Consider the following 22,901-nt stretch of genomic DNA (forward strand, 5'->3'; position numbering starts at 1 on the left):
TCGCCTCGGGCTGTCTCGGGAATCTCTAGGGCAGCGAGAAGGGGAAGTAAGCGATCGCGGGGGATTAGCCCCTCCAGATTATTCCGCAGCATTTTACGCTTGCTGGCAAACCCAAGGGTAACAATCTGGGCGAGAAGCTGGGGATTTTGGGCGGGGGTGGGGATGGGACGCGGGGTGAGCCGCACCACCGCTGAGGCCACCTTGGGGGGGGGCTGAAAGGCTTTGGCAGGCACGGGACAGATGACTTCGCAATCCGCCAAATACTGCACCCGCACCGTGAGAGCTCCAAAAGCTTTGCTGTGGGGTCGGGCACAGAGGCGCTGGGCCACCTCCTGCTGCACCAGTAACACGATGCTCTCAAAGGGGTAGGGATTGGGCTGGGCAATCGTCCCCAGCAGGCGCTCTAAAATCGGGCCAGTGATGTAATAGGGAATGTTGGCGACAACTTTATTGGGGCTGGCTTTATGGGGACTGGCTTTATGGGGACTGGGATTAGCGCTGGAATGGGGATCAGACCTGAACTGGGAGTCCCTGGGCTGTTCCGCTAGCATCGACCGCAGGTCTAACTTGAGGACATCCCCCTCAATCAGCTCAAAGGTCTCACGGTCCCCAAACTGACTCCGGAGCCGCCGACACAGGTCTCGATCTACCTCTACTGCCACGACCGACCCGGCTTGAGCCATAAGCCGCTGGGTCAGCAAGCCCGTACCGGGGCCAATCTCTAAAACGCGATCGCACAAGCCCAGCGCCGCCGCCGCCACAATGCGGTCCAGAATCACCTCACTGCGCAGCCAGTGCTGGCCAAAACGTTTTCGGGGGCGGGCTTGAAATGGGGACAAGACTCAGGTGCGGGACTGAATTGCAGAGGACTGGAGCAGAGGGCTGGGATAGATGGGTAAATCCTACAGTAATCCGGTGATGGGGTGGGGTGATGGGGTGTTGGCGTTGGCGAAGCCACTCCCTGGGAGTTAGCCTGCCCGGAGGGCTTAGGGGTGATGGGGTGGCAGGAGTTTTGAGTTTTGAGTTTTGAATTTTGAATTTCCCGTAGGGTGCATAGCGCTAAGGCGCGGCTTCGCCCACGCGAAGCAATGCACCGCAGAGATGCCGCGCCAGATGCAGGGTGGAGAGGAGGGGCGCGGTTTCCGCGCCCAATGCAGGATGTCGTCGCCCAATGCAGGATGTTGCCGTAGGGGCGGGTTTGGCTCGTGTTGGCCGGGACATCCAGAATGGGAGGCTCAAAACCCGCCCTGCCCGGTGGGCGGGTGACCGATATTGATCTGGATCCGTAGGGGCAATCCCTTGCCTGCCCTGTTCGCGTAGCGGCTCCGGAGGAGCAACATAGTCGTAGGGTGGTTGCCCTTGTTGCCGGGTGACCGATATTGGGGGGGAGTAGGGGCGCGGTTTCCGCGCCCAATGCAGGATGTCGTCGCCCAATGCAGGAATGTCGCCGTAGGGGCGGGTTTGGCTCGTGTTGGCCGGGACATCCAGAATGGGAACCGCAAAACCCGCCCTACCCAGTTTGCGGGTGACCGATATTGATCTGGGGCAATCCCTTGCCTGCCCTGTTCGCGTAGCGGCTCCGGAGGAGCAACATAGTCGTAGGGTGGTTGCCCTTGTTGCCGGGTGACCGATATTGGGGGGGAGTAGGGGCGCGGTTTCCGCGCCCAATGCAGGATGTCGTCGCCCAATGCAGGATGTTGCCGTAGGGGCGGGTTTGGCTCGTGTTGGCCGGGACATCCAGAATGGGAGGCTCAAAACCCGCCCTGCCCGGTGGGCGGGTGACCGATATTGATCTGGATCCGTAGGGGCAATCCCTTGCCTGCCCTGTTCGCGTAGCGGCTCCGGAGGAGCAACATAGTCGTAGGGTGGTTGCCCTTGTTGCCGGGTGACCGATATTGGGGTGGGGGGTAGGGGCGCGGTTTCCGTGCCCAATGCAGGGTGTCGCTGGGTCGGGTAATCCTTAAAACTGATCCTTCAGATTACGAATATGGGCGAAGGTCTTGATGGGATCTTGGGTGTGGGCGATGGCCATTAGGGTGGGGTGGTCCCAACGGAGAAAGGGGTTTGTCTGCTTCTCTAGGCCCAATTCTGAGGGCACCGTTGCTCCATCCTGCTGGCGGACAGTTTGGACTTGGGCAAACCGGCTTTGCAGGGCGGAGTTCTCGGCTTCGAGGGTGAGGGCGAATTTTAGATTGCTGAGGGTGTATTCGTGGGCACACCAGATGCGGGTGGTGTCGGGTAGCGATCGCAGTTTTGACAGGGAATCTACCATCTGGGCTGGAGTCCCCTCAAACAGCCGCCCGCACCCCCCGGCAAAGAGGGTATCGCCGCAGAACAGTTCTCCCCAGGTATTGCCCGGAACTGGGGGAAAGTAATAGGCGATATGGGCGCGGGTGTGGCCGGGGACGAAGAAGACTTGGGCGCTGCGTCCGGCAAAGCTGACAGTGTCCCCAGACTTGAGAAACACCTGCTGACCGGGAATGCGATCGCGGTCTTTCTCGCCACCATAGACCACCGTTTCGGGATAGCGCTGCAACAGGGCCAGATTAGCCCCCACATGGTCTCCATGGTGGTGGGTGTTGAAAATGGTGGTGAGGGTCGCCCCCAATTCCGCCAGCTTTTTCAGCACAGGTTCCGCCTCAGCGGGATCCACCACCGCTGCCGTCGCAGTGTCTGGGTCATGGAGGAGGAAAATGTAGTTGTCCCAGAGGGCATTGAGACGGTGAATGTGCATAACAAGCATTTCAGGTAACCCAATAATACCAAGTAGGGGCGAAAGGCTTTTCGCCCTCTGCTTTTCGCCCTCTGTTTTTCGCCCTTTGCAGAACTGGGGGCAATCAGCCGAACAGCCCATAGGCATCTCCCCCCTCCAGTGTAGGCATCCCAACCTCTCCGCAGAACCACCCATCCCCTTCCCCCGCCCCTACCCTAGATCCGCAACTCCGCCGATGGCCGAGCCATCACATCTCCGTAGAGTGTTCAATACGGGAATTCCCAAGGTATCTTTGCTAACCTAGAGAATCCCCGCAGGCATTCTTCTCCCAGTCACGCCATACCGGCCCAGACGGGGCTCTAGATCTAGATTCCAGGGAGTCGGAAGCTGCCCCACCGCATCGGCTAGGAGCAATCGTCATGGTATTAGTTCCACAGAATCGTCCCGCAGGTGTCTCTCCGTTGATACAGGAGGCCATGCGGCAACGGCGTATTAGTCGCCGTGACCATCTGGCTCTCACCTCAGCCCTTCTGTCGGATCCAAGCCTTGATGCCAGCAATCGCAGCCAAATTAGCCATCTTCTCGATGCCATCCGTCAGGGCAAAGTGGTTTTAGTAGACTAGTGTTCCGTTGGCATCAGGGGAAACCCTATGAGCCCTATGGGCGCTCCAGAAGAACATGGAAATGACCCACGGGGCCTTGGCCCCGGCCCAGCCGCAGGGCATAGTGTAGTGCTTGAGTGACGTAGTCCTTGGCCCGTTGGGTAGCGGCGAGGGGACTGTGGCCGAGGGCAAGATTAGCCGCGATCGCGGCAGCTAGAGTACAACCCGTCCCATGGGTATCCGTAGTCTCCACGGTTTCGGTACGGAGAGTAATCGCCTCATGGCCATCGAACCATAGATCCACCCCCCGCAGATCCCCCACCATGCTCCCCCCCTTGACGAGCACCGCCTGGGGACCGAGGGAGTGAATCGTGCGAGCTGCCTGCTCCATATCCGCCAGGGTATGAATCTCGATCCCCGCCAGTATCTGAGCTTCGTAACGGTTAGGGGTCAACACCGTCGCCAAGGGCAGCAGCGCTTGGCGTAGGGTATCAATGGCCGCATCATCGATCAACTGGGCTCCCGTGCGGGACACCATCACTGGGTCCACCACTAGGGGCACCGAGGCCAAGGACTTTAGACTTCCCACCACCGCTGCCATAATGCCCGCATTCAGCAGCATCCCCGTTTTGATCCCCTGGACGCCGATATCGGACACAACTGCCTCAATTTGGGCCGTCACCGCTGCTGGGGAGAGGGCATCGACTCGGGTCACCCCACAGGTATTCTGGGCAGTGATGCAGGTAAGCGCACTGGTGCCGTGGACCTGATGGAAGGCAAAGGTGCGGAGATCCGCCTGGATACCCGCACCACCACCACTGTCGGAGCCCGCAATCGTTAAAGCCACGGGGGGCGTTAAGGCAACCGCCATCTCTTAGCGACTACCGGGCCGTCGCCGTTGCAAGAACTCTGGGATGTCCAGGGTGCCGCTGTTGCCGCCAGCCCCTCCCGTATTACTACTGCTCCCTAGGGGAGGAGACATCAGGCTGGTGCGCTGAAGGGGCGTAATCCGGGCCGCTGTTTCCTGGCGGATCTGCTGGCTGTCAATGTTGAATCCGGTGGCAATCACCGTGATCCGCACCTCTCCCTGAAGGCGATCGTCAATGACTGCCCCAAAGATGATGTTGGCGTTGGGATCTACCGCTTCGTAGATAATCTCAGCGGCAGCATTGACTTCATGGAGGGTGAGATCGCTGCCCCCCGTAATGTTGAAAACGGCCCCAGAAGCGCCATCGATGGATGCTTCTAGGAGTGGAGAGGAAATAGCTGCGATCGCAGCTTCCCGCGCCCGAGACTTACCAGAGCCAATACCGATACCCATGAGGGCAGAGCCCGCGTCAGCCATAACCGCTCGCACGTCGGCAAAGTCTACGTTTACCAGTCCCGGAATCGTGATGATGTCAGAGATACCTTGGACCCCTTGGCGCAGCACATCATCCGCCGCCTGGAAAGCTTCTTGCACCGGGGTCTGCTCCGAGATCACCGATAGCAGCTTGTCGTTAGGGATAACGATCAGCGTATCGACACGGGTTTGTAAGGCACTAATGCCCTCTTCTGCTTGTGCCGTCCGTCGCCGTCCCTCAAAGGTAAAGGGCCGCGTCACTACGCCTACCGTCAGAGCTCCAGCTTCCTTCGCCACCTCCGCAACGATGGGGGCAGCTCCCGTCCCTGTACCGCCCCCCATACCAGCGGTGATGAAAACCAGATCTGCTTCCTCTAAAGCCGCTGCAATCTCATCCCGCGACTCCTCCGCTGCTTTTTGGCCAATGGCAGGGTTGCCCCCGGCCCCAAGACCCCGAGTGAGTTTCTGGCCGATGGGTAGCGCGTTTTCAGTATGGACGTTGCCCAACGCTTGGGCGTCCGTATTGACTGTCCAAAATTCAATCCCGGACACGCCACTACTGATCATGCGATTGACGGCATTACACCCGCCACCACCGACGCCGATCACTTTAATTTTGGCAATGTTGCTGGGCACAGTATCACCGTTTAGGAGCATCTCTCCAGTCATTACTCCTCGGCCACTGGATAGGCTGTCAAGGTGACCAGAGTTCGTTATGGGAGTCGAATAAGCGACTACCTTACCATCAGTTGACACTAATGCTTCAGGACTCTCCTGAACAGGTTGTAGCCCATCGACTGAAAGACAGTCTGAGTCAGGGTTTGTAGGTATCACTTCGTTGGACATAGCATCCGCTGGGCACAGGCAACCGAAGTCTAGGGGGCCGACCCTGAGCAATTTCAAATCACTATAGGCCACTTCACCTAGAAAAGCCAAACTGGGGTGGATCCACTAAATAGGGCCGAATTGCCCCTGATTGGCCGTCGTTAATCGAAGATTTGCTTCGGCTTTAAGGGTACTCAGGGATTCCAAAAATGGCTCATAAATATGACGCCATATTGCTTAAAAATTCACCCAACCTTTATGTCTCCTTAAGAATACTCGGAGTCATCCCTCGGAGCCATCCCTGGAGCCAGTGTCTAGGGTCGCCCCTTGCAGTACGGGCTGCTCAGGATTGCTGAGGTCTAAATAGGCTTGAGGAGGAGCTTGATCCGACTCCATCAGGGGCCGCAATTGGGCCAAGGTTTTGAGCTGCTGAGCAAACTGATGGGCTTCGTAGGGACCAAGATGAACGATGCCCTGGTTGGTGTGCAGGATCAAATTGCTGGGATCCCGCCAGTCTAATCGGTTCACCGTGATGGGGCTGGCCTGAAGGGCGGCATAGAGGCTGCGCCACTGCCCCTCATAGACGGGGGTATAGCCCTCAACTACCAAGGTGGGCAGGGGCCAGTCGGTGACAAAGGCACTGAAGCTGGCTTGGGGAAGCCAGTTGCCCATAGCGTCTAGTAGTCCGGGCTCCTGCTGGGCGGAGAGAACGGGGGCGGTAACAGCCACCAGTTGCCGCTCCTGCACCCATACTTCTAGCCGAGGGGGTAGCAGATGTCGGACCACTGTGGCCTCAGTGATGGGAGACTGCGATCGCAACAAATCTGCGATCGCCTCTGGTTCCAGAGCCAGGAGGGATTGGGGATAGTCCAGGGGCAGCAGGGTTTGAATGGTTTCATCAGTGAGGCGCTCGTTGCCCTGGACCACCACCTGAGCCGGACTCTGAATCAACCAAAAAGGCTGGGCCAGCAGCCAACAGGCCCCCGCCGCCAGCCCCGACACCGCCGTCGTCCGCCACAGGGTTTGGAGACCCCGGAGCCGCCGCTGCTGACGCAGTTGCCGACGGCGTGTGGCCAATTCTTCTGGAGAAAGGGAGATAAACTCCGACATGCGACCTCGTTAGATTGACGATTGGACAACAGGAAATCTGGCTGAGCTGGCTGATAAGAATAGATTACTCGGCGACAGGCAGGGCGGGTTTTGAGCCTCCCATCCTGAATTACCCGGTACATACGGGCTAAACCCGCCCCTACGGAATTTACCTCAACACCCCACTCCCCGGCAGGGCGAGCACCGCTCGCCCCTACCCCCACCTACCCACACACGAGCACCGGTCACCCGGCAACAAGGGCAACCACAAGGGATTGCCCCTACGGAATACAGGAGAGGCAGAGCCTCCGGAAAGGGAACCCAGGCAGAGCCAGGGCACCAGGAAAACACCCCCCCACCCTTTACCCTTCACCCCCTCCTCACATCCCTCCCGCCAGACAATCCCGCCACTTCTCCGCCAACTCTAGATCCGTGAAGGGAATATCGTACTCTGCGCCGTCGGAATCGGTGAGACGGAGACAGATGGTGCAGCCTCTTGGCAGCGAAGCATTGGCGGGCAGGGGGGGATCGCCGCCGTAGAGACGGATTGCTGTCACCGTCGTCAAATCTAGACTGGACTCCTTTACCGGACCTTGGCGAGTGGGGTGTCCCCAACGTAGGGTGGAGCCCGACTGGCCTAGGACAGCGTAAATGTCGTATTTAGCGCGGTCAAAGTCCTGTGCCCAGACCTTGTACGCCTCTAGCTTGTGGAATTCATTCCACCCCGCCCAGGCCAGCCAGATGAATACCCCCAATAGAGGTAGCCAAAGCAGTCCCCGTTCCATCTCTCCTTCTCCCTGTCGCCATGGATCCGCGTCCTGATTGTAGGGCAGTCTCTTTTGTTAAGTCTTACGACGAGGCTTGGATAAGGCTTTACAGAGTAGAGAACAATCGTGACCTAAGGGACTAGATGCGCGGTTGCCGGGATGAGGCGGTTAATGGCGACGATAGCCCCTAGATGTGAACGCAGATGGTTAAGGAGACAAGCCAGTGATCTACATGTCTTTGTTGGCAGCCGTACCGAACACCCTGGAATGGAGCCCGACGGTGGCGGTGGTGATGGTGCTATGTAATGTGTTGGCGATCGCGATCGGCAAATTCACCATTCAGAATCCTAGTGTGGGTCCGGCTATGCCCTCCCCCGACCTCTTTGGGGGATTTGGGTTGGGGGCGGTCATTGGCACCACCGCCTTTGGCCACCTGCTGGGTGCTGGCACCATTCTGGGGCTGGCAAATATAGGCGTCCTTTAGGCCATAGGCACGCCCATAAGACGCCCATAAGACGCAGGGAAAGGCTGTAGGGTCGCACGGTTGTTCCCCCTAGAGGCTTCCCCTGCGATTAGGTGGAATAGTCTTGGGTAGCCATCCCCTTAGCGGGTATCGGCAATCTCCTGAGCGGTGATGCCATCGGTTTGGGTCCCAAAGCGCCACAGGGCAGCGGCGGCCTCAGATCGGGTCACCGCCTTTTGGGGTTGCAGTAAGGTGGTGTAGCCAAAGGCGCGACGAATATTGGCAAAATCCCCCAGTTGAAAGTCCGCCGCGATCGCCCGTAGCGCCAGGGGTTCAATCGTGTTGACATCCTGAAAGGCCCAGGTCTGGGTAACGGCCTCCGGTGTGGTGGTGGGCAGGGTGGCACGGGTGTCTAGGGGTACCTTCCACAGCACCAAGGTTTCCCGCGTTAGGGGAGCGTCGGGGCGAAAGGTGACGGCGGTACTATTACCCGTCAGAGCACTGGGGATAATGCCCGCCGCTGCCAGTCCTTGAATGGCGGCAAAGTCTGGATCCTCGGGGGGCACATCTTGAAACGCGGGTTTGTCGCTGCGGTTTCCCCCCCGGATACGCTTGGCAGCAGCGTCTTGGTGAAATTGATTGTTTAGGGCAAACAGCCAGCGGGCATATTCCCGACGGCTGATGGGCTGGGTAAAAAAGTCCACTCCATCTTCTCCCCAGGTTGCGTCCCCTTTCAATAGGTCGGGGTCCAAGGCGATCAAGTCCGCGACGTAGGATCTGAGATCCTCTGGAATCACGTCTAGGTTTGGCCCCTTGCCGGTCACTGTCTCTAGGGAGGGTGAGAGTGGACCCGCAGGGAGTACAGGACCAATAAAGTTGGCATCTCCTGGCTGGGGGGCAAGGGACTGGCCTTCAGAATCGTCGTTATCAGAGGTCGAGCTAGCGGTCGTTGCGGTGGGGTTAGCGTCGCCCTGGTCCTCAGATTCCACCGTGTCAATATTTGGCGTAGAGGCCGGGGTGATGCCGAAGGGGGGAGTCTCCGCCAGTTGGGAATCGGCTTCTAGGGAGCGCTGGACCGCATCCCCCAGGGAACTGCCCGCACATCCTCCTAAAAGATGAGCCAGCAAAATCGCGATCGCGGTGGCTGTTGTCCTAACCCTGGCCATAGTCTTTCCCTACATCTATCCACGGGGGGCGGTGATGGTCCCTGTTTCACGCTAGCGCACGGGGGATACCTGTGATGATTGAGGTAATTATTGACTGTGATCCCGGTGTGGATGATGCGATCGCGCTGATGGTGGCCCTCAGCAGTACAGCCCTAGACCTTAAAGCCATCACCACCGTAGCGGGGAATGTGCCCCTAGCCTTGACCCAAGCCAACGCCCGCAAACTCTGCACCCTGATGGGCCGGGAAGATGTCCCCGTATACGCCGGTTGCCCTCGGCCCTTAGTGCGATCCCCGATTACCGCCGAAGCGATCCACGGCATTACGGGGCTGGAGGGCGCGACCCTGCCAGAGCCCACCGTGCCCTTGCAAGCCCAGCACGGCGTCGCCTACCTCATGGACGCCCTCACCCAGTCACCCAGGCCAATCACCCTGGCCACCCTGGGGCCATTAACCAATCTTGCCGCCGCCGTAGTCCAGTGTCCCGATATTTTGACCCATGTCACTGAAGTCGTGATGATGGGAGGTGGGATCGCCCAGGGTAATGTCACGCCGGTAGCGGAGTTCAACCTCTACGCCGATCCCCACGCGGCGCGGGTCGTCTTTGAAGCCGGTGTGCCCATCACCTTGATCAGCCTGGATGTGACCCACCAGGTTTTGACCACCCCCGACCGTTTAGCCCGCATCCGCGCCCTTGGCAATCCCGTCAGCACCATCGCCGCCGATTTACTCACCTACTATGGCAACCGCGATCGCGAAATCCTCGGCCTTCCCGGAGCCCCCCTCCATGATCCCTGCGTCATTGCCTATCTGCTACAACCCAACCTTTTCTCGGGCTACTCTGCCCAGGTAACCGTTGAAACCGACAGCCCCCTGACCCTAGGCCAAACTGTGGTCAACCGCCGTACCCTGCCCCCCCATTGCCCCCCCGTCAACGTCATCGATCAGGTGGATGCTGATGGTGTCTACGCCCTGATTCTTCAGCACTTAGCCAGCCCTTAGGGAGGTGCAATTAATTAAAGAACAGCCCACCATCAGGATTTCCCGGCACCGGGCAGGGCGGGTTTTGAGGTTCCCATTCTGGATTTCCTGGCCAACACGAGCCAAACCCGCCCCTACGGCGACATTCCTGCATTGGGCGACGACATCCTGCATTGGGCGCGGAAACCGCGCCCCTATCCCCCCCAATATCGGTCACCCGGCAACAAGGGCAACCACCCTACGACTATGTTGCTCCTCCGGAGCCGCTACGCGAACAGGGCAGGCAAGGGATTGCCCCTACGGATCCAGATCAATATCGGTCACCCGCCCACCGGGCAGGGCGGGTTTTGAGCCTCCCATTCTGGATGTCCCGGCCAACACGAGCCAAACCCGCCCCTACGGCGACATTCCTGCATTGGGCGACGACATCCTGCATTGGGCGCGGAAACCGCGCCCCTACCCCTCCACCCTGCATCTGGCGCGGCATCTCTGCGGTGCATTGCTTCGCGTGGGCGAAGCCGCGCCTTAGCGCTATGCACCCTACGAAACTATGCACCCTACGAAACTTACTCCTGACTCCTAACTCCCTCGGAACCAATATTCTTTCGGCTTACGTTGATACCCTTCAGTCCTCTTCGGGTTGCTGCTGTCCCAACACCATCTGCAACACCATGGGGATGCCGTTGGCTTGGTGGTAGCGGTCGGCCCAGGCCCGGATCGTTTCATCCAGATCTGCGATCGCGCTTTCCAGTTTCTCCGCCGGGATATCCAATTCCTCTAGGATGCGGATCGTTTTGCCTTGGCGCTCCGCCCACTCCCGCATCATGCGGAAATATCGAGCCGTGTCCTCCACCATGATGTAGGTGCGCTCCTCCTCCGCCACCGGAGAATAGGAGGGTCGCATCAAGGCATAAAAGGGCATGCCCCAGGGACAGTCAATGCGGCTGACGGTGCCGGAGTAGATCAGTCGGCGACGAATGTGCTCTGCTAGGGCTTCGCTGAGGGGAGCCTGCCGATCCTTGGGGAAATCCTCCTGGGAGCGTTCATGGAGAAACTCGATTAGCTCCATGAAGTGGAAAGAGGTGATCAGCGTTGCATCCGGCAGATTGCTAGGGAGTTTAGCCTCAATGTGGCGCTTTTCCTCTGGGGTCAGGTTGGTGCCCGGTACCCGTGACCGCCCCGGCATCCAGGGATGGCGCTCTAGCCACACATAGGGAAACTGAATCAGATAGCGGGGCTCCTGAGACCCCAACATTTTCAGCAGACGGCCCTCGGTGAGGGCTTGACGCACCTCTTCCACAATGGCTTTCACCCGCTTAGGCTCAATGTGGTGCAGGTGTCCCGTCATGCGCAGGTTTTCCCCCTGCTCCAGATAGGTTAAATAAATGGCGCATTTAGCAGCACTCGCCGCTGCATCGAGAAATGCCCCGTGGCGATGACCGCCTGTGCGCATGGCACTAAAGGCCAGATACAGCATGATCTGGTCCATGGCGCTGGGACTGAGCTGGCGAACTAAATCCATATCGTTACTGACGGAGGAATGCGCATTCAACATAGCTTTCGAGAATCCAAAGTACCGTCGATGCGGAATCGCCCAAACGTTCTAAATGGCACTACTCTCAAAGCACTGCGTTAACTTGACGGTAACACTGTTTTAGAGCAAACCAAAGGGCGCAAGCGTAAGGTAATTATTGAGGGAGTCTACCGACGGAATCGCCTCTGATGCTACCGCTTAACTCAAGTTTTGACGATATAAACGATAACAAAGCGATTTTGAACCGTTTTTCCCTGGGGGGTAGGGACAGGATGAGCCGTGGGCCTGTCTCTAGACGGAAGACGATGAGATTACCGAATCCTGGACATTACTGGAACTATGACCTAGGGATCGCCTCTAATCGCCTCTATCGGCAGTGGTATAGACGCTAACTGTTGGCCTGAGGATTCCCGGCAGCATCGTTAGAAATCCGACCACTGCCCCGCCATGCCACGGTGGCACGGATTTCGGGCTCATCCTCTTGGCCGAGGCGACCGCTACCGCGATGGGCATAGGATTCTGCCACCGAGGTGGGCTGGAAGCTGGTCAAGCGACCGCTGCCCCGATGCTGGGCCTGTTCAGCAGCCCGGTTGGCGGTCAACGGCAGGATGGCAGAACCAGACAGTCCCAGAGCTACACCCAGGTATCCCAAGGTGGCAAGGGCAACAAGGCGCTTGGTTGGGTGAAGTTTATGAAGCATTGTAAAAGACCCCTCTCTGTGTTGCTATTCCCTGTTACAGGACACAGAAGGAGGGGTCAGGATGATTCAGGGGCAGTCCGGCTGGAATCTAGGGGCCGTTGATACCCCTATAACACCCGTACTATCCGTAGCCAGCCGCCAGCGGCGTTAGGGATGCCCTGCACCGTCAGGGATTGGCCAGACCGTAGTTGGGGCAAACAGGCATTCACTTGGGGGCAGAGGGTGACCAATTCCCAGCAGTCTGTGGGGGTCTTCAGTTGCCAGCGATCGCAGTTTTCTGGCTGCTGCACGGTCCCGGTCCAGGTCGGGAGCAGGGGATTCAGGGGCCTGGGATTAATGCTGTCCTCTATCAAGGCTGCGCCGCTATAACCATCGGCGGGATACTGGTCCGGATGGTCCCGGTACCGCTGCTGATAGGCTCTCCAGTCAGGATGGTGCGGGGACAGATCAAATAAGGGTGCGATCGCGGCTGGGGCAATCGGGTCACTGATCAATGCCGCTTGCAGATCCGCCACGGGCAAATCCCGAGGCTGGCAGTTCTGCTCTATGCACAGGGCCGCCGCCATCCCCGCCGCCTGCCCCAACCCCAACACGACGGGCTGAAGCCGCGTAGCCCCATTGGCCATGTGGGACACCGATAGGTTTTTCTCGCATACCAGAAATCCATCCACCGCAGCGGGAACCAGCGCCCCATAGGGCAGGGCAAAGGGGGTTCCGGTCCAGCGGCCCCCCCAGTGCAATGCCTTGGGCGCTAGGGGCATCTCGAAGCCGGGATAGTGGTGATCATTGGGATAGTTGCCAATTGCGATCGCACTCATGCGCCCCTGATCATCCAGGGGCAAAGCCGCTACCTGGCCCCCTGGTTGGGGCAGAATATCCAGCTCCGTCACCGAGGTCAGCCCCACTAAGCGGCGACTCTCCCGGTAGTAGGGCTGAAGGGCAAAGGCCCCACCACCGAGTTGATCCGCCACGCGAGGAAAGGTCTCTGCCGCTAGGCCATAGCGCCGCCCCAGTTGGGTTTGAATCCAGTGGGCAAAGCCCTGACTGTGGGCGATTGCCGCCGTGGCCCATTCTCGCCAAGCCGCCTCCCCCTGAATCAATCGGTCCAGCCCCACACCATAGTCATTGCCGTGGTGGGGCCAGTTGAGCATGAAGCGATTTCCCGGCAGCCGTCCATAGTCCAATCCTGCTGCCGCCCCGTAGCCCTCCCAAGCGGCGGCAAACCGGGCCGGATCGTAGTCCGTCGGCGGCGGAATGGCGGGAGCGGTAGCCCCCGCCCCAAAGTCCTGCATCACCACCACCCAGGTGGGAGCCTGCACAGGATAGCGCTGCACCATCGCATACCGAGGATCCTGGGGATCGTGGAGGGGGGGCGCACTGGGCTCTGTCCCTAGGGGCGGATCATCCCAGCCCCAACGGTGGGGAATATCCCCCAGAGCCAGCAGATCTCCCAGTTCGGTACCGTCGAGAGTAATGGTCGCTTCGACGGTGAGGCGATCGAAGCGAACCCCCAGAATTCGAGGTCGGAGACCATCGCGCTGCCGCAGCACCTCCCGAGGCCATTGCCCCGAAATCCATCGCAAGTTCGGTAACGCCTTGACCCAGTCCGCAAAGATCGCCGCCCCCACCCCAGGCTCATAGGTAAAGAAACTGACCCAGCCATGGTCCAAACCACCGGGCTGTCGCTGCTCCAAAGCCCGCAAAAAGGCTCCCCACAGCCCGGTCTGGAAAGCCAGCAGTTCATTGCCATCGGGGGCGGTGACTCCGGCAGCCGTCAACATGCCCCCCAGCCAGGGCAGATCACTCACCAACACAGTGCGGGCTCCCCGCCGCGCCGCCTGAAGGGCGGCAGCGGTGCCCCCGGTGCCCCCACCCACCACCAGCACATCGGCCACTATCGTTTCCATTCAGACTTTGGATAAATGTGATAAGTAGTATTTTTGTTTTCAGAAATAAAATTCGTAACTGCAACGCTGTCAGTCAAACCAAAATACTGGGTCATTCCGGTGTAGTACGATTACTGAATCGCCATCTCTGTACATCCTTGAAGATAGCAGATTCAAACCTATAACCGAGTAATCTCATTGAGCAGATACAGTGGAAGACGACTGAGTTGACTGGTAATTCCTCGGCATAGCGTAAACGTTGTAGCTTTCCAGATATGAGATTAGGCGCAACATCCCAACTGGGCCTCAATGGTTGTCTTGGAATTGCGGTTAAAACGATAATCCGACAAGCAGGCTCCTTATAATGATGGCAACCACCCTACCGGCATCAGTTGCCCATGGATAAGACCCGCCTAAGAAAGCTGCTGATCGGGGAACTCAGTTGGGCAAGACTGGTGCGATCGCTGCTGTTTATTTACGGATTCTTGGCGCTGTACGTCTTCTTTCGGGCAGACAGCATGATTTTCTTGCCCCAGCCCGCCAGCTACGACGATAGTGGAGACATCATCAAGCTCCCAGTCACGGCTGAGGAGCAGATCTCAGCCCGATACCTGTCTAACCCTGATGCCACCTATACGCTGCTCTACATCCATGGCAATGCCGAAGACCTAGGGGATGTTGCACCTCTTTTAGAGCGTCTACAGAGTTGGGGATTTAGCATTTTTGCCTACGACTACCGGGGCTACGGTACTAGCGATGGCCATCCCAGTGAGCGCAATGCCTATCAAGATGCTGAAGCCGCCTACACCTATTTGACCCAGCAGCTTCATGTCCCACCTGAGCACATTATTGTCTACGGTCGATCGGTGGGAAGCGGATCGGCAACGCAACTGGCTACGCGATACGAGGTGGCGGGATTGATCCTGGAAAGCTCATTTACCTCTATCTTTCGCGTTGTTGTTCCTGTACCCCTCCTCCCCTTCGACAAGTTTCCGAACCTGAGCAGACTGTCCCAGGTTAACTGCCCTGTCCTCGTAATGCATGGTCAAGCGGATGACACTATCCCCATGCACCATGGTCAAACTCTATATGAGGCTGCATCCGAGCCGAAGATGGCACTGTGGGTTGAGGGTGCGGGCCATAATGATTTCACTTGGGTTGCGGGCGATCGCCATCAACACGCTCTACTCTCTTTTCAAGATCTTATCGCCATCCAAGAGTAGTTCAAGGCAGAGTCCATGGAATTCTATTTGATTCATGAAGGTCGTCGTAGCGTTGGTTGAACCGTGTTCGCGCAGCGTCTCCGCCAGCATAAAACCCACGAAGATGCTTGCTCAAAGTTCATACAGGATTGCTATATAGCGGTTCCCTAATGTATGAAGGATATCTCAACTTAATGACACTTCGGCGAACAAGGGTCTTAAGCCCCTTGTCTGTCGTTAACCCGAGGGAGAACCGCTATATATATGAGACGCTTGATTCATTATCTTTACGAAATAAAATTAGACAAGGCGATTTTATGGTGCTATCTCATTTGGTATCTTGCCGTCGTTTATTTCTATTTTGATCCCTCACTAAAGATATGGATCAATTCAATAGGCATCAGTGCTGTCATTGGAACGGGGCTAATGTTGAGTGTTGCCCCTAACAAGAAGGGAAATGCAGATCATTGGCAAACCTTTAGGCTATATCTGATGCCCTTTTGTGTCTCTAGTTTCTCCGCCTTAATTAAGGATCAAAATTTCATCATATTCATATCACCAAAAATCGAAGAAACGGCATTATCCGTGCTCTTTTGCGGTGTATTTTTGGCAATCATTGTAGTGATAAAATATTTAAAGAAAAGAAGTCTTTAGGATTGACTGTATTTTTCTGGACTGACCATCATGGCCCAAACTATTCCCGTACTGCGATTGAGTCAATTTTGTCAGGGCAGCCCCGCCGAACAGGCCCAGTTTGTGGAGGCTCTGGGGCAGGCGCTAGAAACCCTGGGTTTCTTTGCCCTAGAGGATCATGGGGTGGATCGGAGTCTGATTGCGGCGGCCTATGCCGCTGCTGAGGCGGTCTTCACGCTTCCGGAGACGGTGAAGACACGCTACGAGGTGTCCGATCTCCACGGACAACGCGGCTTTACCCACTTTGGCCGCGAACATGCCAAGGATTCCCCCTATCCAGACTTGAAGGAGTTTTGGCACATTGGTCGGGAAACAGCAGAGCCCGCTAACCTCTGGCCAACGGAGGTGCCCGCCTTTGCCACCACCATGACGGCTCTGTTTCACCAGCTAGAAACCTGTGCCCAAACCCTGCTGGCGGCCTGTGCCCGCTACCTCAATCTGCCAGCGGATCGCCTCTGCCAGATTACTGACGGTAGCCCGACGCTGCTGCGGGTGATTCACTATCCTCCGATACCCACAACGGCCCACGCCAACAGCCTGCGGTCAGCCCCCCACGAGGATATTAATCTGATCACCCTACTCTGTGAGGCGACGACATCGGGGCTGGAGTTACTGCAAGCGGATGGCACCTAGCTACCGATTGAGGCGATTCCCGGCCAGATCATTGTGGATACGGGGGATATGCTGCAAAACTTCACCAATGGCCTGTTCCCAAGCACAACCCATCGGGTGGTGAATCCTACGGGGGAACACGGGCGTCGATTTTCTCTACCTTTCTTTGTTCATCCCCGTCCGGAGGTGGACCTTACGCCCCATCCCGCCTGCCTCGTTCGGACCGGGGGCATTCCCCGCTACCCCAGTCTGACTGCTGGGGCCTATTTGCAGCAACGCCTTGAGGAGATTGGGTTGGCCCAGTAGTGGCTTGTGTCCTTACCGGACTGGGAACTGCTATGACGGGGGGATTTCTGATGTCTCTTTAGGGCTATTCCAGTTAGGGCTATTCAAGGGCTGGATCTGGTTGGGGCAGGTTCAATGCGGCCTCAACTAGATCTGAGATCACATCTAGCCGCAACGCATTGTTGTAATGGATGAGACCAGCACGCACCTGCTCTTCTTCTAGCGGAAGTTGCTGAATCAAGGCTGCGATCGCAGTATCATCGCAGAGGATTGCCGCTTGGTGGAGAGATTGCAACCAAGCCGAATCAAAGGCTTGGAGGAGATGGGGAGACAAGGCTATCGTGCGCTTATTTCGGTGGCTAGTTTTAGGATCTTGCCCCAACCCTAGCCCCTGACCCAGATACTCTAGGGGAGAGCGGGCCTGTACCGCCGCTGGGTCTGCTACCATCGCCGGCAACACGAGATTAAAGGTGCTGCCCATACCCACTTGGCTGCACAGGGTAATCGTGCCCCCCATCAACTCCGCTAAGCGATTACTAATGGTGAGCCCCAGACCTGTCCCTTGGGGAGCCATGGGGTTAGAGGGGGTCTGCTCAAAGGCTGAGAAAATCTGCTGTTGTTCCTGAGGGGGAATGCCAATACCCGTATCAATCACCGCAAACCGCAGGGAAATGGGCGTGCCGATGGACAGGGATGAGCGCATAGATGTTTTGACCATGGCAGTGGCTCGTAGAACCACTGTCCCCTGGGGCGTAAATTTAATGGCATTCCCCAGCAGGTTAATTAATATCTGGCGTAGTCGATGGGGATCGGCAACAACGTAGATAGGCAGGTCGGCAGAGATTTCCAGTTTGAGGGTCAGCCCCTTGCTATCGGCCTGTTGGTGCAGTAGGGCGTAGAGGGATTCCAACAGTTCTTGGAGATCAAAAGGCTGCTTTTCCACGACCAACCGGCCCGCCTCAATTTTGGCCAAATCAAGGACATCATTAATCAACGACAACAGATGATCACCACTCCGTAGGATGGTTTCAACACTAGAGCGGTGACCTGGGGGAAACTCTGAATCCCGAGCCATGACCTGGGCAAATCCTAGGATGGCGTTTAGGGGAGTGCGGAGTTCGTGGCTCATATTGGCGAGAAACCGACTTTTAGCCTGGTTGGCAGATTCTGCTGCCTCTTTGGCCCGCTTCAACTCTCGGGACTTTTGCTGGAGTGCCTGTTCTGCCTGTTTGCGATCGCTAATATTGCGAATCATCATCAGCGCGGTCTCTTCGCCACAGGGCACCACCCGCACCTCCTCATATTGCAGGATGTCTTCCACCTCCACCACCTGCTCATAGACCTGCACCGTGCCCTGGCCAATGGCCTTGATAACGGCCCCCATCTGGCGCTGAGCCATATCCGAGGGCAGTAGTTCAGAGAAGGTCTTGCCCACGGGATCGACTATTGGTGGAACCAGATTATTCACCGAGGGCGATCGCACCATCTCTAAATAACGCCCCTTAGCATTTACATAGATAATCAAGTCGGGAATCGCCTCTAGCATGGCTCGATAGCGCGCTTCACTCGCTCGAAGTTGGGCTGCGGCCTGCTGACGGTACAGGGTACCGGCCAAAATTTCGCCAATCACCTGGAGCCCATGGATCTGTTCATCGGTCCAATGGATAGGTGCCCGCACTGCGTCAAAGCCCATAAAGCCAAACAACTGCTGTTCAAACACAATGGGCACGCACAGGAGAGACTGGATGCCTCTCATTTGAAATTCGGCCTGCTCGACGACAGCCTCGGGGGGCATCTGGCTGGTATCTGGGATTAACACCACATCAAACTGCCGCAATCGTGCCAGAAGCCAAGGGAATTCACTGGTCTGGAGATTTTGCAGGTGATCGTGCTGAGGGGAAATATCAGGCCCACACCATTCATGGGTGTTGCTAAATCGCTGCCCATCCTCCGCCAGGGAAAAGAGATAGCACCGATCTACCCGAGCCCATTCTCCCAGTTGAGTTAAAGCGTCCTGAATTCCCGCATCCACTCCACCTTGGCGAAGATTTACCAGCCGTTGCGATACTTGATTAATCACCTGCTCTAGGGTGATGCGCCGCTCTAGGGCATCCACGTAAGTGGAAATTTCTGTCTCTAGGCGCTGATTTAAATCCGCCAAATTCGTGTTGACAGTCTTGATCTCCTGATCTTGCAAATACTGCTCTAATGCCTCCTGAACGATGCACACTAGGCGGCTGTTGCTCCAGGGTTTAGGCACATAGCGGTAAAGGTTAGCGCCATTCACCGCTTCTCCGATGGCCTCAGGGGTGGCATGGCCCGTCAACATGATTTTCATGGTACGGGGAGACTGTTGATGGATATGGGTCAACAGTTCATGGCCTTTAAGCCCCGGCATCAGCTGATCGCTAATCACCAGGGGAATTTCGGTGTCACTCTGCATCAGCTCCAGAAGGATTTCCATCGCCTCTTCGCCACTTTCGGCAATCTCCACCATATAACTGTCCCCTAGGGCCTGCTGAAGGGCATCTCGCAGACTGGCGAGCACTAGAATTTCGTCATCGACGCAGAGAATGATGGGTTTTGCCATGGGGAATCTATTGCCAACAGGAGCGGTAGCGAGCTTGTGTCTATAGTGCCTTAAGCAGAAGGGGAGGCCGGTATTTCTGTCAGATTCCCCGTCTATGATGGGAGGATAAAAACCGGGTGCCGTCAACGACATGGGCGAGATTAACCCCTATCGGATTAAAACCTCCCAACTGCGGGCCTTAGTGACCATTGCGGACACGGGTACCTTTAGCGATGCAGCCCTGTATCTAGAACTGTCCCAGTCTGCCATCAGCCACGCGATCGCAACTTTAGAAGAAGAGTTGGGGGTGGTATTGCTCAACCGGGGTCGTCAGGGAGCTGCCCTCACCCCCCTAGGCCAACAGATTACCCAAGAAGCCCGCCGCATTCTGCAATCCTTAGACACCATGGGGCGGATGGCCCAACAATCGCGGGGGCTCCACCAAGGACAGGTGCGGATCGCCGGATTTCGTAGCGTTGCCACCCATGTTCTGCCGGAGGTGATTCGCAAATTTCGTAGCACCTACCCAGACCTGTCCGTCACCATTGATGAGTCCCACCACTACCATCAAGTGGAGGCAGAGGTGCGCCATGGTCGGGCCGATGTGGGCTTTACCTATCTCCCTACCACCTCAGAGTTTGACGCCTGGGAACTGTTGCGCGATCGCTATGTGGCGCTCTTTCCACCCCAGACGAAAATCGTCAGCCCTGTCAGTTGGCAAACCCTGACCCAAACCCCCATCATTACAGCGCCCCCAGGGGACTGCTGCCGTGAGCTGATTGAGCGCTACTTCACCAAAGCAGGCTACGTTTTGACCCCAGCCTATGAAGTGCGGGAAGACTCCACCATTATCAGCTTGGTACAACAGGGGCTGGGCATGACGATTATGGCCAAGCTGGCGGCGGAGCCCATCCCCCCCGATCTGACGGTGGTGGAGTTGCCGGGAGAACTAGAGCGGGTGATCGGCGTGATTCAGCTCTCGGAGGCGTTGCTACCCCCTCCGGTTTACGCCTTTATGGATCTGCTCAAGCAGGTTTGGTCTGAGTCGGAACTGGCACTGCAAACTTAAGGTAATTCTGCAAGGGACGAAAAGCTTTTCGTCCCTTGCAGAATTGCACCCCATGAACGGCAAGGGTTTCGCCTTAAGGGAGCTGCGGGTTAATTTGGAGGGAGACAACTTGGGGGTCATGGGGGTTGACTACGATTTGGTGGTTTTAGGCGGATCTACCGCTGGCGCGATCGCGGCCCAGCAGGCGGCTCGATGGGGGGCACGAGTCGCCTGGGTCCAACAGGGGAATGGGGACAGGTCATCCCACCGCCAGATCCAGGGACTGATCTGGGGTAGCCGTTGGCGGCAACAAGCCCAGTGGATTGGCCAAATGGGGGCAACAGCCCAAGACGGGTCTGAGACCATCGTGCCTTCAGATTTGCCGTCTACGACTTGGGGCACGGCCTGGAGCGAAGTTCAGCACTGGTCTAGCTTGATTGCTGCCCTCCCCGCCGCCCCCACCCCAACGGACCTGACCCAGTTGGGGGTGGACATTCTGCCAGACACGGGACAATTACAACCCGGTCGCCCCCTGACGGTTGCCGTTGCCGAGCGGCGACTCTCGACCCGGCGCGTTCTCATTGCCCTCGCGGGGGAGCCGCGCCCCCCGGCCTTTCTGGGGGAAACTACGATTCCCTACCTGACGCCCGCTCAGTTCGTGAGCTTGCCAGCGCCCCCCGCCGCCGTCGTGATTCTGGGCAGCAGTCCTGAAGGGGTGGCCCTGGCCCAAGCCTTGACCCACTGGGGCACCCAAGTCGCCCTCGTGACCCCGGCCCCTAACGTGCTACCGGAAGAAGATCCCGCTGTAGATCAGGGGGTGACCGCCCAACTGATGGCAGCGGGGGTGGCGGTGTATCTCGGAGCGACCCCCCAGAAGGTGGCACCGGGAACCGACGGTGTCCAAGTTCACCTCCAGGATCAAATCCTCCACGGCACTGTGCTGCTGCTGGCGACCGCCCCCCGCCCCTCGCTGGAGGCGGTGAACCTGGCAGCAGTGGGGCTGACGGTGGGACGGCAGGGGCTGCGGGTAAACCGCTATCTCCAGACGATTAACCCCGCCATCTACGCCTGTGGCAGCGCTCTGGGGGGCTACGATCTAGCGGCTGTCCACCACTATGAAGCGGCGGTGGCGGTGGAAAATGCCCTGTTCTGGCCCCGGCGTTCTGTGGACTACGGGATAGTTCCCTATGGCCTGCCGACGACACCAGAGATGGGGCGGGTGGGGCTGACGGAACCCCAGGCCCGACGGCGCTATGGAGCCTCAGTGCAGGTTTACACGACCCCTTGGGATCACCATGCCCCGGCCCATTGGCGCGGCGACCCCACGGGGTTTTGCAAGTTGGTGCTCCACCGCCGGGGGCTGCTGCTGGGTGCCCATTTGGTGGGGCCGGAGGCGCGGGAACTGGTGGCGGTGTTGGCCTTGGCACTGGCGCAGAAGCTCAGTATCCAAACCTTGGCGACCCTGCCGACTCTTCCTGACAGCCTCATGGCCCAGGTCCAGATAACGGCGGATCAGTGGCGGCGCGATCGCAGCCAACCGGGCCACTGGCAACGGGACTGGGGGGAAAACTGGTGCCACTGGCGGCGGTCCTGAAGTCCGTAGCCTGAGGCGCTATGGGACGGCGGCAGCGGTCGATTTCAGTCCAGTTCGCAGTACAGTTCAAAAGCAAGCCCAACGAGGAGGACTTCAGGTGAGTATCGGCGTCTGGATACTACTTGCGATCGCAGCCTTTGGGATAGGATTTTGGCTGACTCAGGTCTTCCAGAATCGTGCTGCTGGGAGCCCAGAGACCCAGACGCCCTGGTCTGACCCTGAACTCCAGCAACGGCTGCGGCAAGTCCTGGCAAATCAGGGCCGCATCGCCGCCATTCGGCTAGTGCGTCAGAAACGGGGGCTCGGGTTGAAAGCAGCGAAAGCGTTTGTGGATACCCTCGCAGCAGACGCCAGTTTTCCCCCCACTGACATTACCCCTGATCCGCAGGCGGAGATGGATACCCGCGCCCTGGTCTATCAGGTCAGGGAATTATTGCAAAATCAACGCAAAATTGAGGCCATCAAGCAGGTTCGCACCCAGACTGGGTGGGGGCTTAAGCAGTCCAAGGAATTTGTGGAAAAGATTGACCGCGATGGCCCCTTCGGGCCGGTCCCGGACCATCGCGCTTGAGACTGTCTCCAAAGACGAAGAATTCCTTTTGGGGATCAACTCAAAGTGGGACAACTCTTCTGGGGAGGAGGGGGGAGGAAGGAGTCAGGAGGGAGGAGCTAGGGAGTACTGGCTTCTGGCTTCCGTCTTCACCCCTCACCCTTCACCCCTCACCCTCCACCCCACTCCCCCAAAGCCCTCCGGGCAGGCTAACTCCCTGGGAGTGGCTTCGCCAACGCCTTTCTTGAATGCCGTTAGGTTATACACCCCAACATCGGTCA

At 57.8% G+C, this 22,901-nt stretch carries 22 protein-coding genes; 11 read left to right on the forward strand and 11 right to left on the reverse strand.

Features of this window, described 5'->3' with window-relative positions; genetic code table 11:
* Positions 1-839: 16S rRNA (adenine(1518)-N(6)/adenine(1519)-N(6))-dimethyltransferase RsmA (gene rsmA / locus LEP6406_RS26040; RefSeq protein ID WP_071992179.1), on the reverse strand; the 839-nt coding region annotated here is incomplete at its 3' end.
* Between the two features lie 650 nt (positions 840-1,489).
* Between rsmA and LEP6406_RS32505 the strand changes: the two genes are divergently transcribed.
* Positions 1,490-1,627 (forward strand): hypothetical protein, encoded by a 138-nt coding sequence (locus LEP6406_RS32505; protein WP_155834599.1) that lies wholly within the window; start codon positions 1,490-1,492, stop codon positions 1,625-1,627.
* A 333-nt stretch (positions 1,628-1,960) separates the two neighbouring features.
* On the opposite strand, the gene gloB is transcribed toward LEP6406_RS32505, so the two are convergent.
* On the reverse strand, positions 1,961-2,734 hold the full coding sequence (gloB, locus tag LEP6406_RS0200485; RefSeq protein ID WP_027268712.1) for a hydroxyacylglutathione hydrolase: 774 nt from the start codon (positions 2,732-2,734) through the stop codon (positions 1,961-1,963).
* A gap of 398 nt (positions 2,735-3,132) precedes the next feature.
* On the opposite strand from gloB, the gene LEP6406_RS32510 reads away from it, so the two are divergent.
* A complete protein-coding gene (locus tag LEP6406_RS32510; protein WP_008307834.1) occupies positions 3,133-3,336 on the forward strand; it encodes a hypothetical protein in 204 nt (67 codons plus the stop codon).
* 34 nt (positions 3,337-3,370) lie between these two features.
* Here the strand turns inward: LEP6406_RS32510 and thiD are convergent, their stop codons facing one another.
* The 4 genes from thiD to LEP6406_RS0200510 all read right to left on the reverse strand — a co-directional run bounded on the left by thiD (position 3,371) and on the right by LEP6406_RS0200510 (position 7,356).
* The gene (thiD, locus tag LEP6406_RS0200495) at positions 3,371-4,186 is read right to left on the reverse strand and encodes a bifunctional hydroxymethylpyrimidine kinase/phosphomethylpyrimidine kinase (RefSeq protein ID WP_008307836.1); all 816 of its coding nucleotides are present in this window, start codon (positions 4,184-4,186) and stop codon (positions 3,371-3,373) included.
* 3 nt (positions 4,187-4,189) lie between these two features.
* Positions 4,190-5,314: a cell division protein FtsZ gene (gene ftsZ, locus LEP6406_RS0200500; protein WP_202807503.1), complete on the reverse strand. Its 1,125-nt coding sequence runs from the start codon at positions 5,312-5,314 to the stop codon at positions 4,190-4,192.
* 450 nt (positions 5,315-5,764) lie between these two features.
* Complete coding sequence (locus LEP6406_RS26045) at positions 5,765-6,592, reverse strand: cell division protein FtsQ/DivIB (RefSeq protein ID WP_008307840.1); 828 nt, start codon at positions 6,590-6,592, stop codon at positions 5,765-5,767.
* Positions 6,593-6,951: 359 nt separating this feature from the next.
* Positions 6,952-7,356: a hypothetical protein gene (locus tag LEP6406_RS0200510; RefSeq protein ID WP_008307842.1), complete on the reverse strand. Its 405-nt coding sequence runs from the start codon at positions 7,354-7,356 to the stop codon at positions 6,952-6,954.
* A gap of 214 nt (positions 7,357-7,570) precedes the next feature.
* On the opposite strand from LEP6406_RS0200510, the gene psaK reads away from it, so the two are divergent.
* Positions 7,571-7,822 carry a photosystem I reaction center subunit PsaK gene (psaK, locus tag LEP6406_RS0200515; protein WP_193364908.1) on the forward strand — a complete coding sequence of 84 codons (252 nt, stop codon included), beginning with the start codon at positions 7,571-7,573 and terminating at the stop codon, positions 7,820-7,822.
* Positions 7,823-7,941: 119 nt separating this feature from the next.
* Here psaK and LEP6406_RS0200520 read toward each other — a convergent pair whose 3' ends face one another.
* A complete protein-coding gene (locus LEP6406_RS0200520) occupies positions 7,942-8,967 on the reverse strand; it encodes an S-layer homology domain-containing protein (protein WP_008307846.1) in 1,026 nt (341 codons plus the stop codon).
* Positions 8,968-9,041: 74 nt separating this feature from the next.
* On the opposite strand from LEP6406_RS0200520, the gene LEP6406_RS0200525 reads away from it, so the two are divergent.
* On the forward strand, positions 9,042-9,968 hold the full coding sequence (locus LEP6406_RS0200525; protein ID WP_008307848.1) for a nucleoside hydrolase: 927 nt from the start codon (positions 9,042-9,044) through the stop codon (positions 9,966-9,968).
* Between the two features lie 604 nt (positions 9,969-10,572).
* Here the strand turns inward: LEP6406_RS0200525 and hetR are convergent.
* The 3 genes from hetR to LEP6406_RS0200540 form a co-directional block, all read right to left on the reverse strand.
* Positions 10,573-11,502, reverse strand: coding sequence for a heterocyst differentiation master regulator HetR (hetR, locus tag LEP6406_RS0200530; RefSeq protein WP_008311545.1), 930 nt, complete (start codon positions 11,500-11,502; stop codon positions 10,573-10,575).
* A 367-nt stretch (positions 11,503-11,869) separates the two neighbouring features.
* Positions 11,870-12,181, reverse strand: coding sequence for a hypothetical protein (locus tag LEP6406_RS0200535; RefSeq protein ID WP_008311547.1), 312 nt, complete (start codon positions 12,179-12,181; stop codon positions 11,870-11,872).
* Between the two features lie 107 nt (positions 12,182-12,288).
* Positions 12,289-14,088 carry an FAD-dependent oxidoreductase gene (locus LEP6406_RS0200540; RefSeq protein WP_008311550.1) on the reverse strand — a complete coding sequence of 600 codons (1,800 nt, stop codon included), beginning with the start codon at positions 14,086-14,088 and terminating at the stop codon, positions 12,289-12,291.
* 377 nt (positions 14,089-14,465) lie between these two features.
* On the opposite strand from LEP6406_RS0200540, the gene LEP6406_RS0200545 reads away from it, so the two are divergent.
* The 4 genes from LEP6406_RS0200545 (at position 14,466) to LEP6406_RS34595 (ending at position 16,880) form a co-directional block, all read left to right on the forward strand.
* On the forward strand, positions 14,466-15,290 hold the full coding sequence (locus LEP6406_RS0200545; RefSeq protein WP_008311552.1) for an alpha/beta hydrolase: 825 nt from the start codon (positions 14,466-14,468) through the stop codon (positions 15,288-15,290).
* Between the two features lie 243 nt (positions 15,291-15,533).
* On the forward strand, positions 15,534-15,923 hold the full coding sequence (locus LEP6406_RS33270; protein WP_008311554.1) for a hypothetical protein: 390 nt from the start codon (positions 15,534-15,536) through the stop codon (positions 15,921-15,923).
* A gap of 30 nt (positions 15,924-15,953) precedes the next feature.
* The gene (locus tag LEP6406_RS26050) at positions 15,954-16,595 is read left to right on the forward strand and encodes an isopenicillin N synthase family dioxygenase (protein WP_008311556.1); all 642 of its coding nucleotides are present in this window, start codon (positions 15,954-15,956) and stop codon (positions 16,593-16,595) included.
* Between the two features lie 15 nt (positions 16,596-16,610).
* Positions 16,611-16,880: a 2OG-Fe(II) oxygenase family protein gene (locus tag LEP6406_RS34595; RefSeq protein ID WP_263971224.1), complete on the forward strand. Its 270-nt coding sequence runs from the start codon at positions 16,611-16,613 to the stop codon at positions 16,878-16,880.
* 79 nt (positions 16,881-16,959) lie between these two features.
* Here LEP6406_RS34595 and LEP6406_RS29870 read toward each other — a convergent pair whose 3' ends face one another.
* Entirely contained in the window at positions 16,960-19,449 is a 2,490-nt protein-coding gene (locus tag LEP6406_RS29870) for a hybrid sensor histidine kinase/response regulator (protein ID WP_008311560.1), read from the reverse strand.
* 130 nt (positions 19,450-19,579) lie between these two features.
* Between LEP6406_RS29870 and LEP6406_RS0200565 the strand changes: the two genes are divergently transcribed.
* From LEP6406_RS0200565 to LEP6406_RS26060, 3 genes are all read left to right on the forward strand, one after another.
* Complete coding sequence (locus tag LEP6406_RS0200565) at positions 19,580-20,497, forward strand: LysR family transcriptional regulator (protein ID WP_008311562.1); 918 nt, start codon at positions 19,580-19,582, stop codon at positions 20,495-20,497.
* A 52-nt stretch (positions 20,498-20,549) separates the two neighbouring features.
* Complete coding sequence (locus tag LEP6406_RS0200570; protein ID WP_008311565.1) at positions 20,550-22,070, forward strand: FAD-dependent oxidoreductase; 1,521 nt, start codon at positions 20,550-20,552, stop codon at positions 22,068-22,070.
* Between the two features lie 97 nt (positions 22,071-22,167).
* Entirely contained in the window at positions 22,168-22,641 is a 474-nt protein-coding gene (locus LEP6406_RS26060) for a ribosomal protein L7/L12 (RefSeq protein WP_008311567.1), read from the forward strand.
* Positions 22,642-22,901 lie beyond the last annotated feature (260 nt).

This window comes from Leptolyngbya sp. PCC 6406, assembly GCF_000332095.2.
Taxonomy (GTDB): Bacteria; Cyanobacteriota; Cyanobacteriia; order Phormidesmidales; family Phormidesmidaceae; genus PCC-6406.

Excerpts from the sequence above, each read along its gene's own strand:
- LEP6406_RS0200545 (WP_008311552.1), top strand. The coding sequence starts at position 14,466 with ATGGATAAGACCCGCCTAAGAAAGCTGCTGATCGGGGAACTCAGTTGG.
- gloB (WP_027268712.1), bottom strand. The coding sequence starts at position 2,734 with ATGCACATTCACCGTCTCAATGCCCTCTGGGACAACTACATTTTCCTC.
- thiD (WP_008307836.1), bottom strand. The coding sequence starts at position 4,186 with ATGGCGGTTGCCTTAACGCCCCCCGTGGCTTTAACGATTGCGGGCTCC.
- LEP6406_RS0200510 (WP_008307842.1), bottom strand. The coding sequence starts at position 7,356 with ATGGAACGGGGACTGCTTTGGCTACCTCTATTGGGGGTATTCATCTGG.
- LEP6406_RS0200540 (WP_008311550.1), bottom strand. The coding sequence starts at position 14,088 with ATGGAAACGATAGTGGCCGATGTGCTGGTGGTGGGTGGGGGCACCGGG.
- LEP6406_RS32505 (WP_155834599.1), top strand. The coding sequence starts at position 1,490 with ATGGGAACCGCAAAACCCGCCCTACCCAGTTTGCGGGTGACCGATATT.
- LEP6406_RS0200520 (WP_008307846.1), bottom strand. The coding sequence starts at position 8,967 with ATGGCCAGGGTTAGGACAACAGCCACCGCGATCGCGATTTTGCTGGCT.
- LEP6406_RS0200565 (WP_008311562.1), top strand. The coding sequence starts at position 19,580 with ATGGGCGAGATTAACCCCTATCGGATTAAAACCTCCCAACTGCGGGCC.
- ftsZ (WP_202807503.1), bottom strand. The coding sequence starts at position 5,314 with ATGCTCCTAAACGGTGATACTGTGCCCAGCAACATTGCCAAAATTAAA.
- LEP6406_RS0200525 (WP_008307848.1), top strand. The coding sequence starts at position 9,042 with ATGATTGAGGTAATTATTGACTGTGATCCCGGTGTGGATGATGCGATC.
- hetR (WP_008311545.1), bottom strand. The coding sequence starts at position 11,502 with ATGTTGAATGCGCATTCCTCCGTCAGTAACGATATGGATTTAGTTCGC.
- psaK (WP_193364908.1), top strand. The coding sequence starts at position 7,571 with ATGTCTTTGTTGGCAGCCGTACCGAACACCCTGGAATGGAGCCCGACG.
- LEP6406_RS29870 (WP_008311560.1), bottom strand. The coding sequence starts at position 19,449 with ATGGCAAAACCCATCATTCTCTGCGTCGATGACGAAATTCTAGTGCTC.
- LEP6406_RS33270 (WP_008311554.1), top strand. The coding sequence starts at position 15,534 with ATGAGACGCTTGATTCATTATCTTTACGAAATAAAATTAGACAAGGCG.
- LEP6406_RS32510 (WP_008307834.1), top strand. The coding sequence starts at position 3,133 with ATGGTATTAGTTCCACAGAATCGTCCCGCAGGTGTCTCTCCGTTGATA.
- LEP6406_RS0200570 (WP_008311565.1), top strand. The coding sequence starts at position 20,550 with ATGAACGGCAAGGGTTTCGCCTTAAGGGAGCTGCGGGTTAATTTGGAG.
- LEP6406_RS26050 (WP_008311556.1), top strand. The coding sequence starts at position 15,954 with ATGGCCCAAACTATTCCCGTACTGCGATTGAGTCAATTTTGTCAGGGC.
- LEP6406_RS26045 (WP_008307840.1), bottom strand. The coding sequence starts at position 6,592 with ATGTCGGAGTTTATCTCCCTTTCTCCAGAAGAATTGGCCACACGCCGT.
- LEP6406_RS0200535 (WP_008311547.1), bottom strand. The coding sequence starts at position 12,181 with ATGCTTCATAAACTTCACCCAACCAAGCGCCTTGTTGCCCTTGCCACC.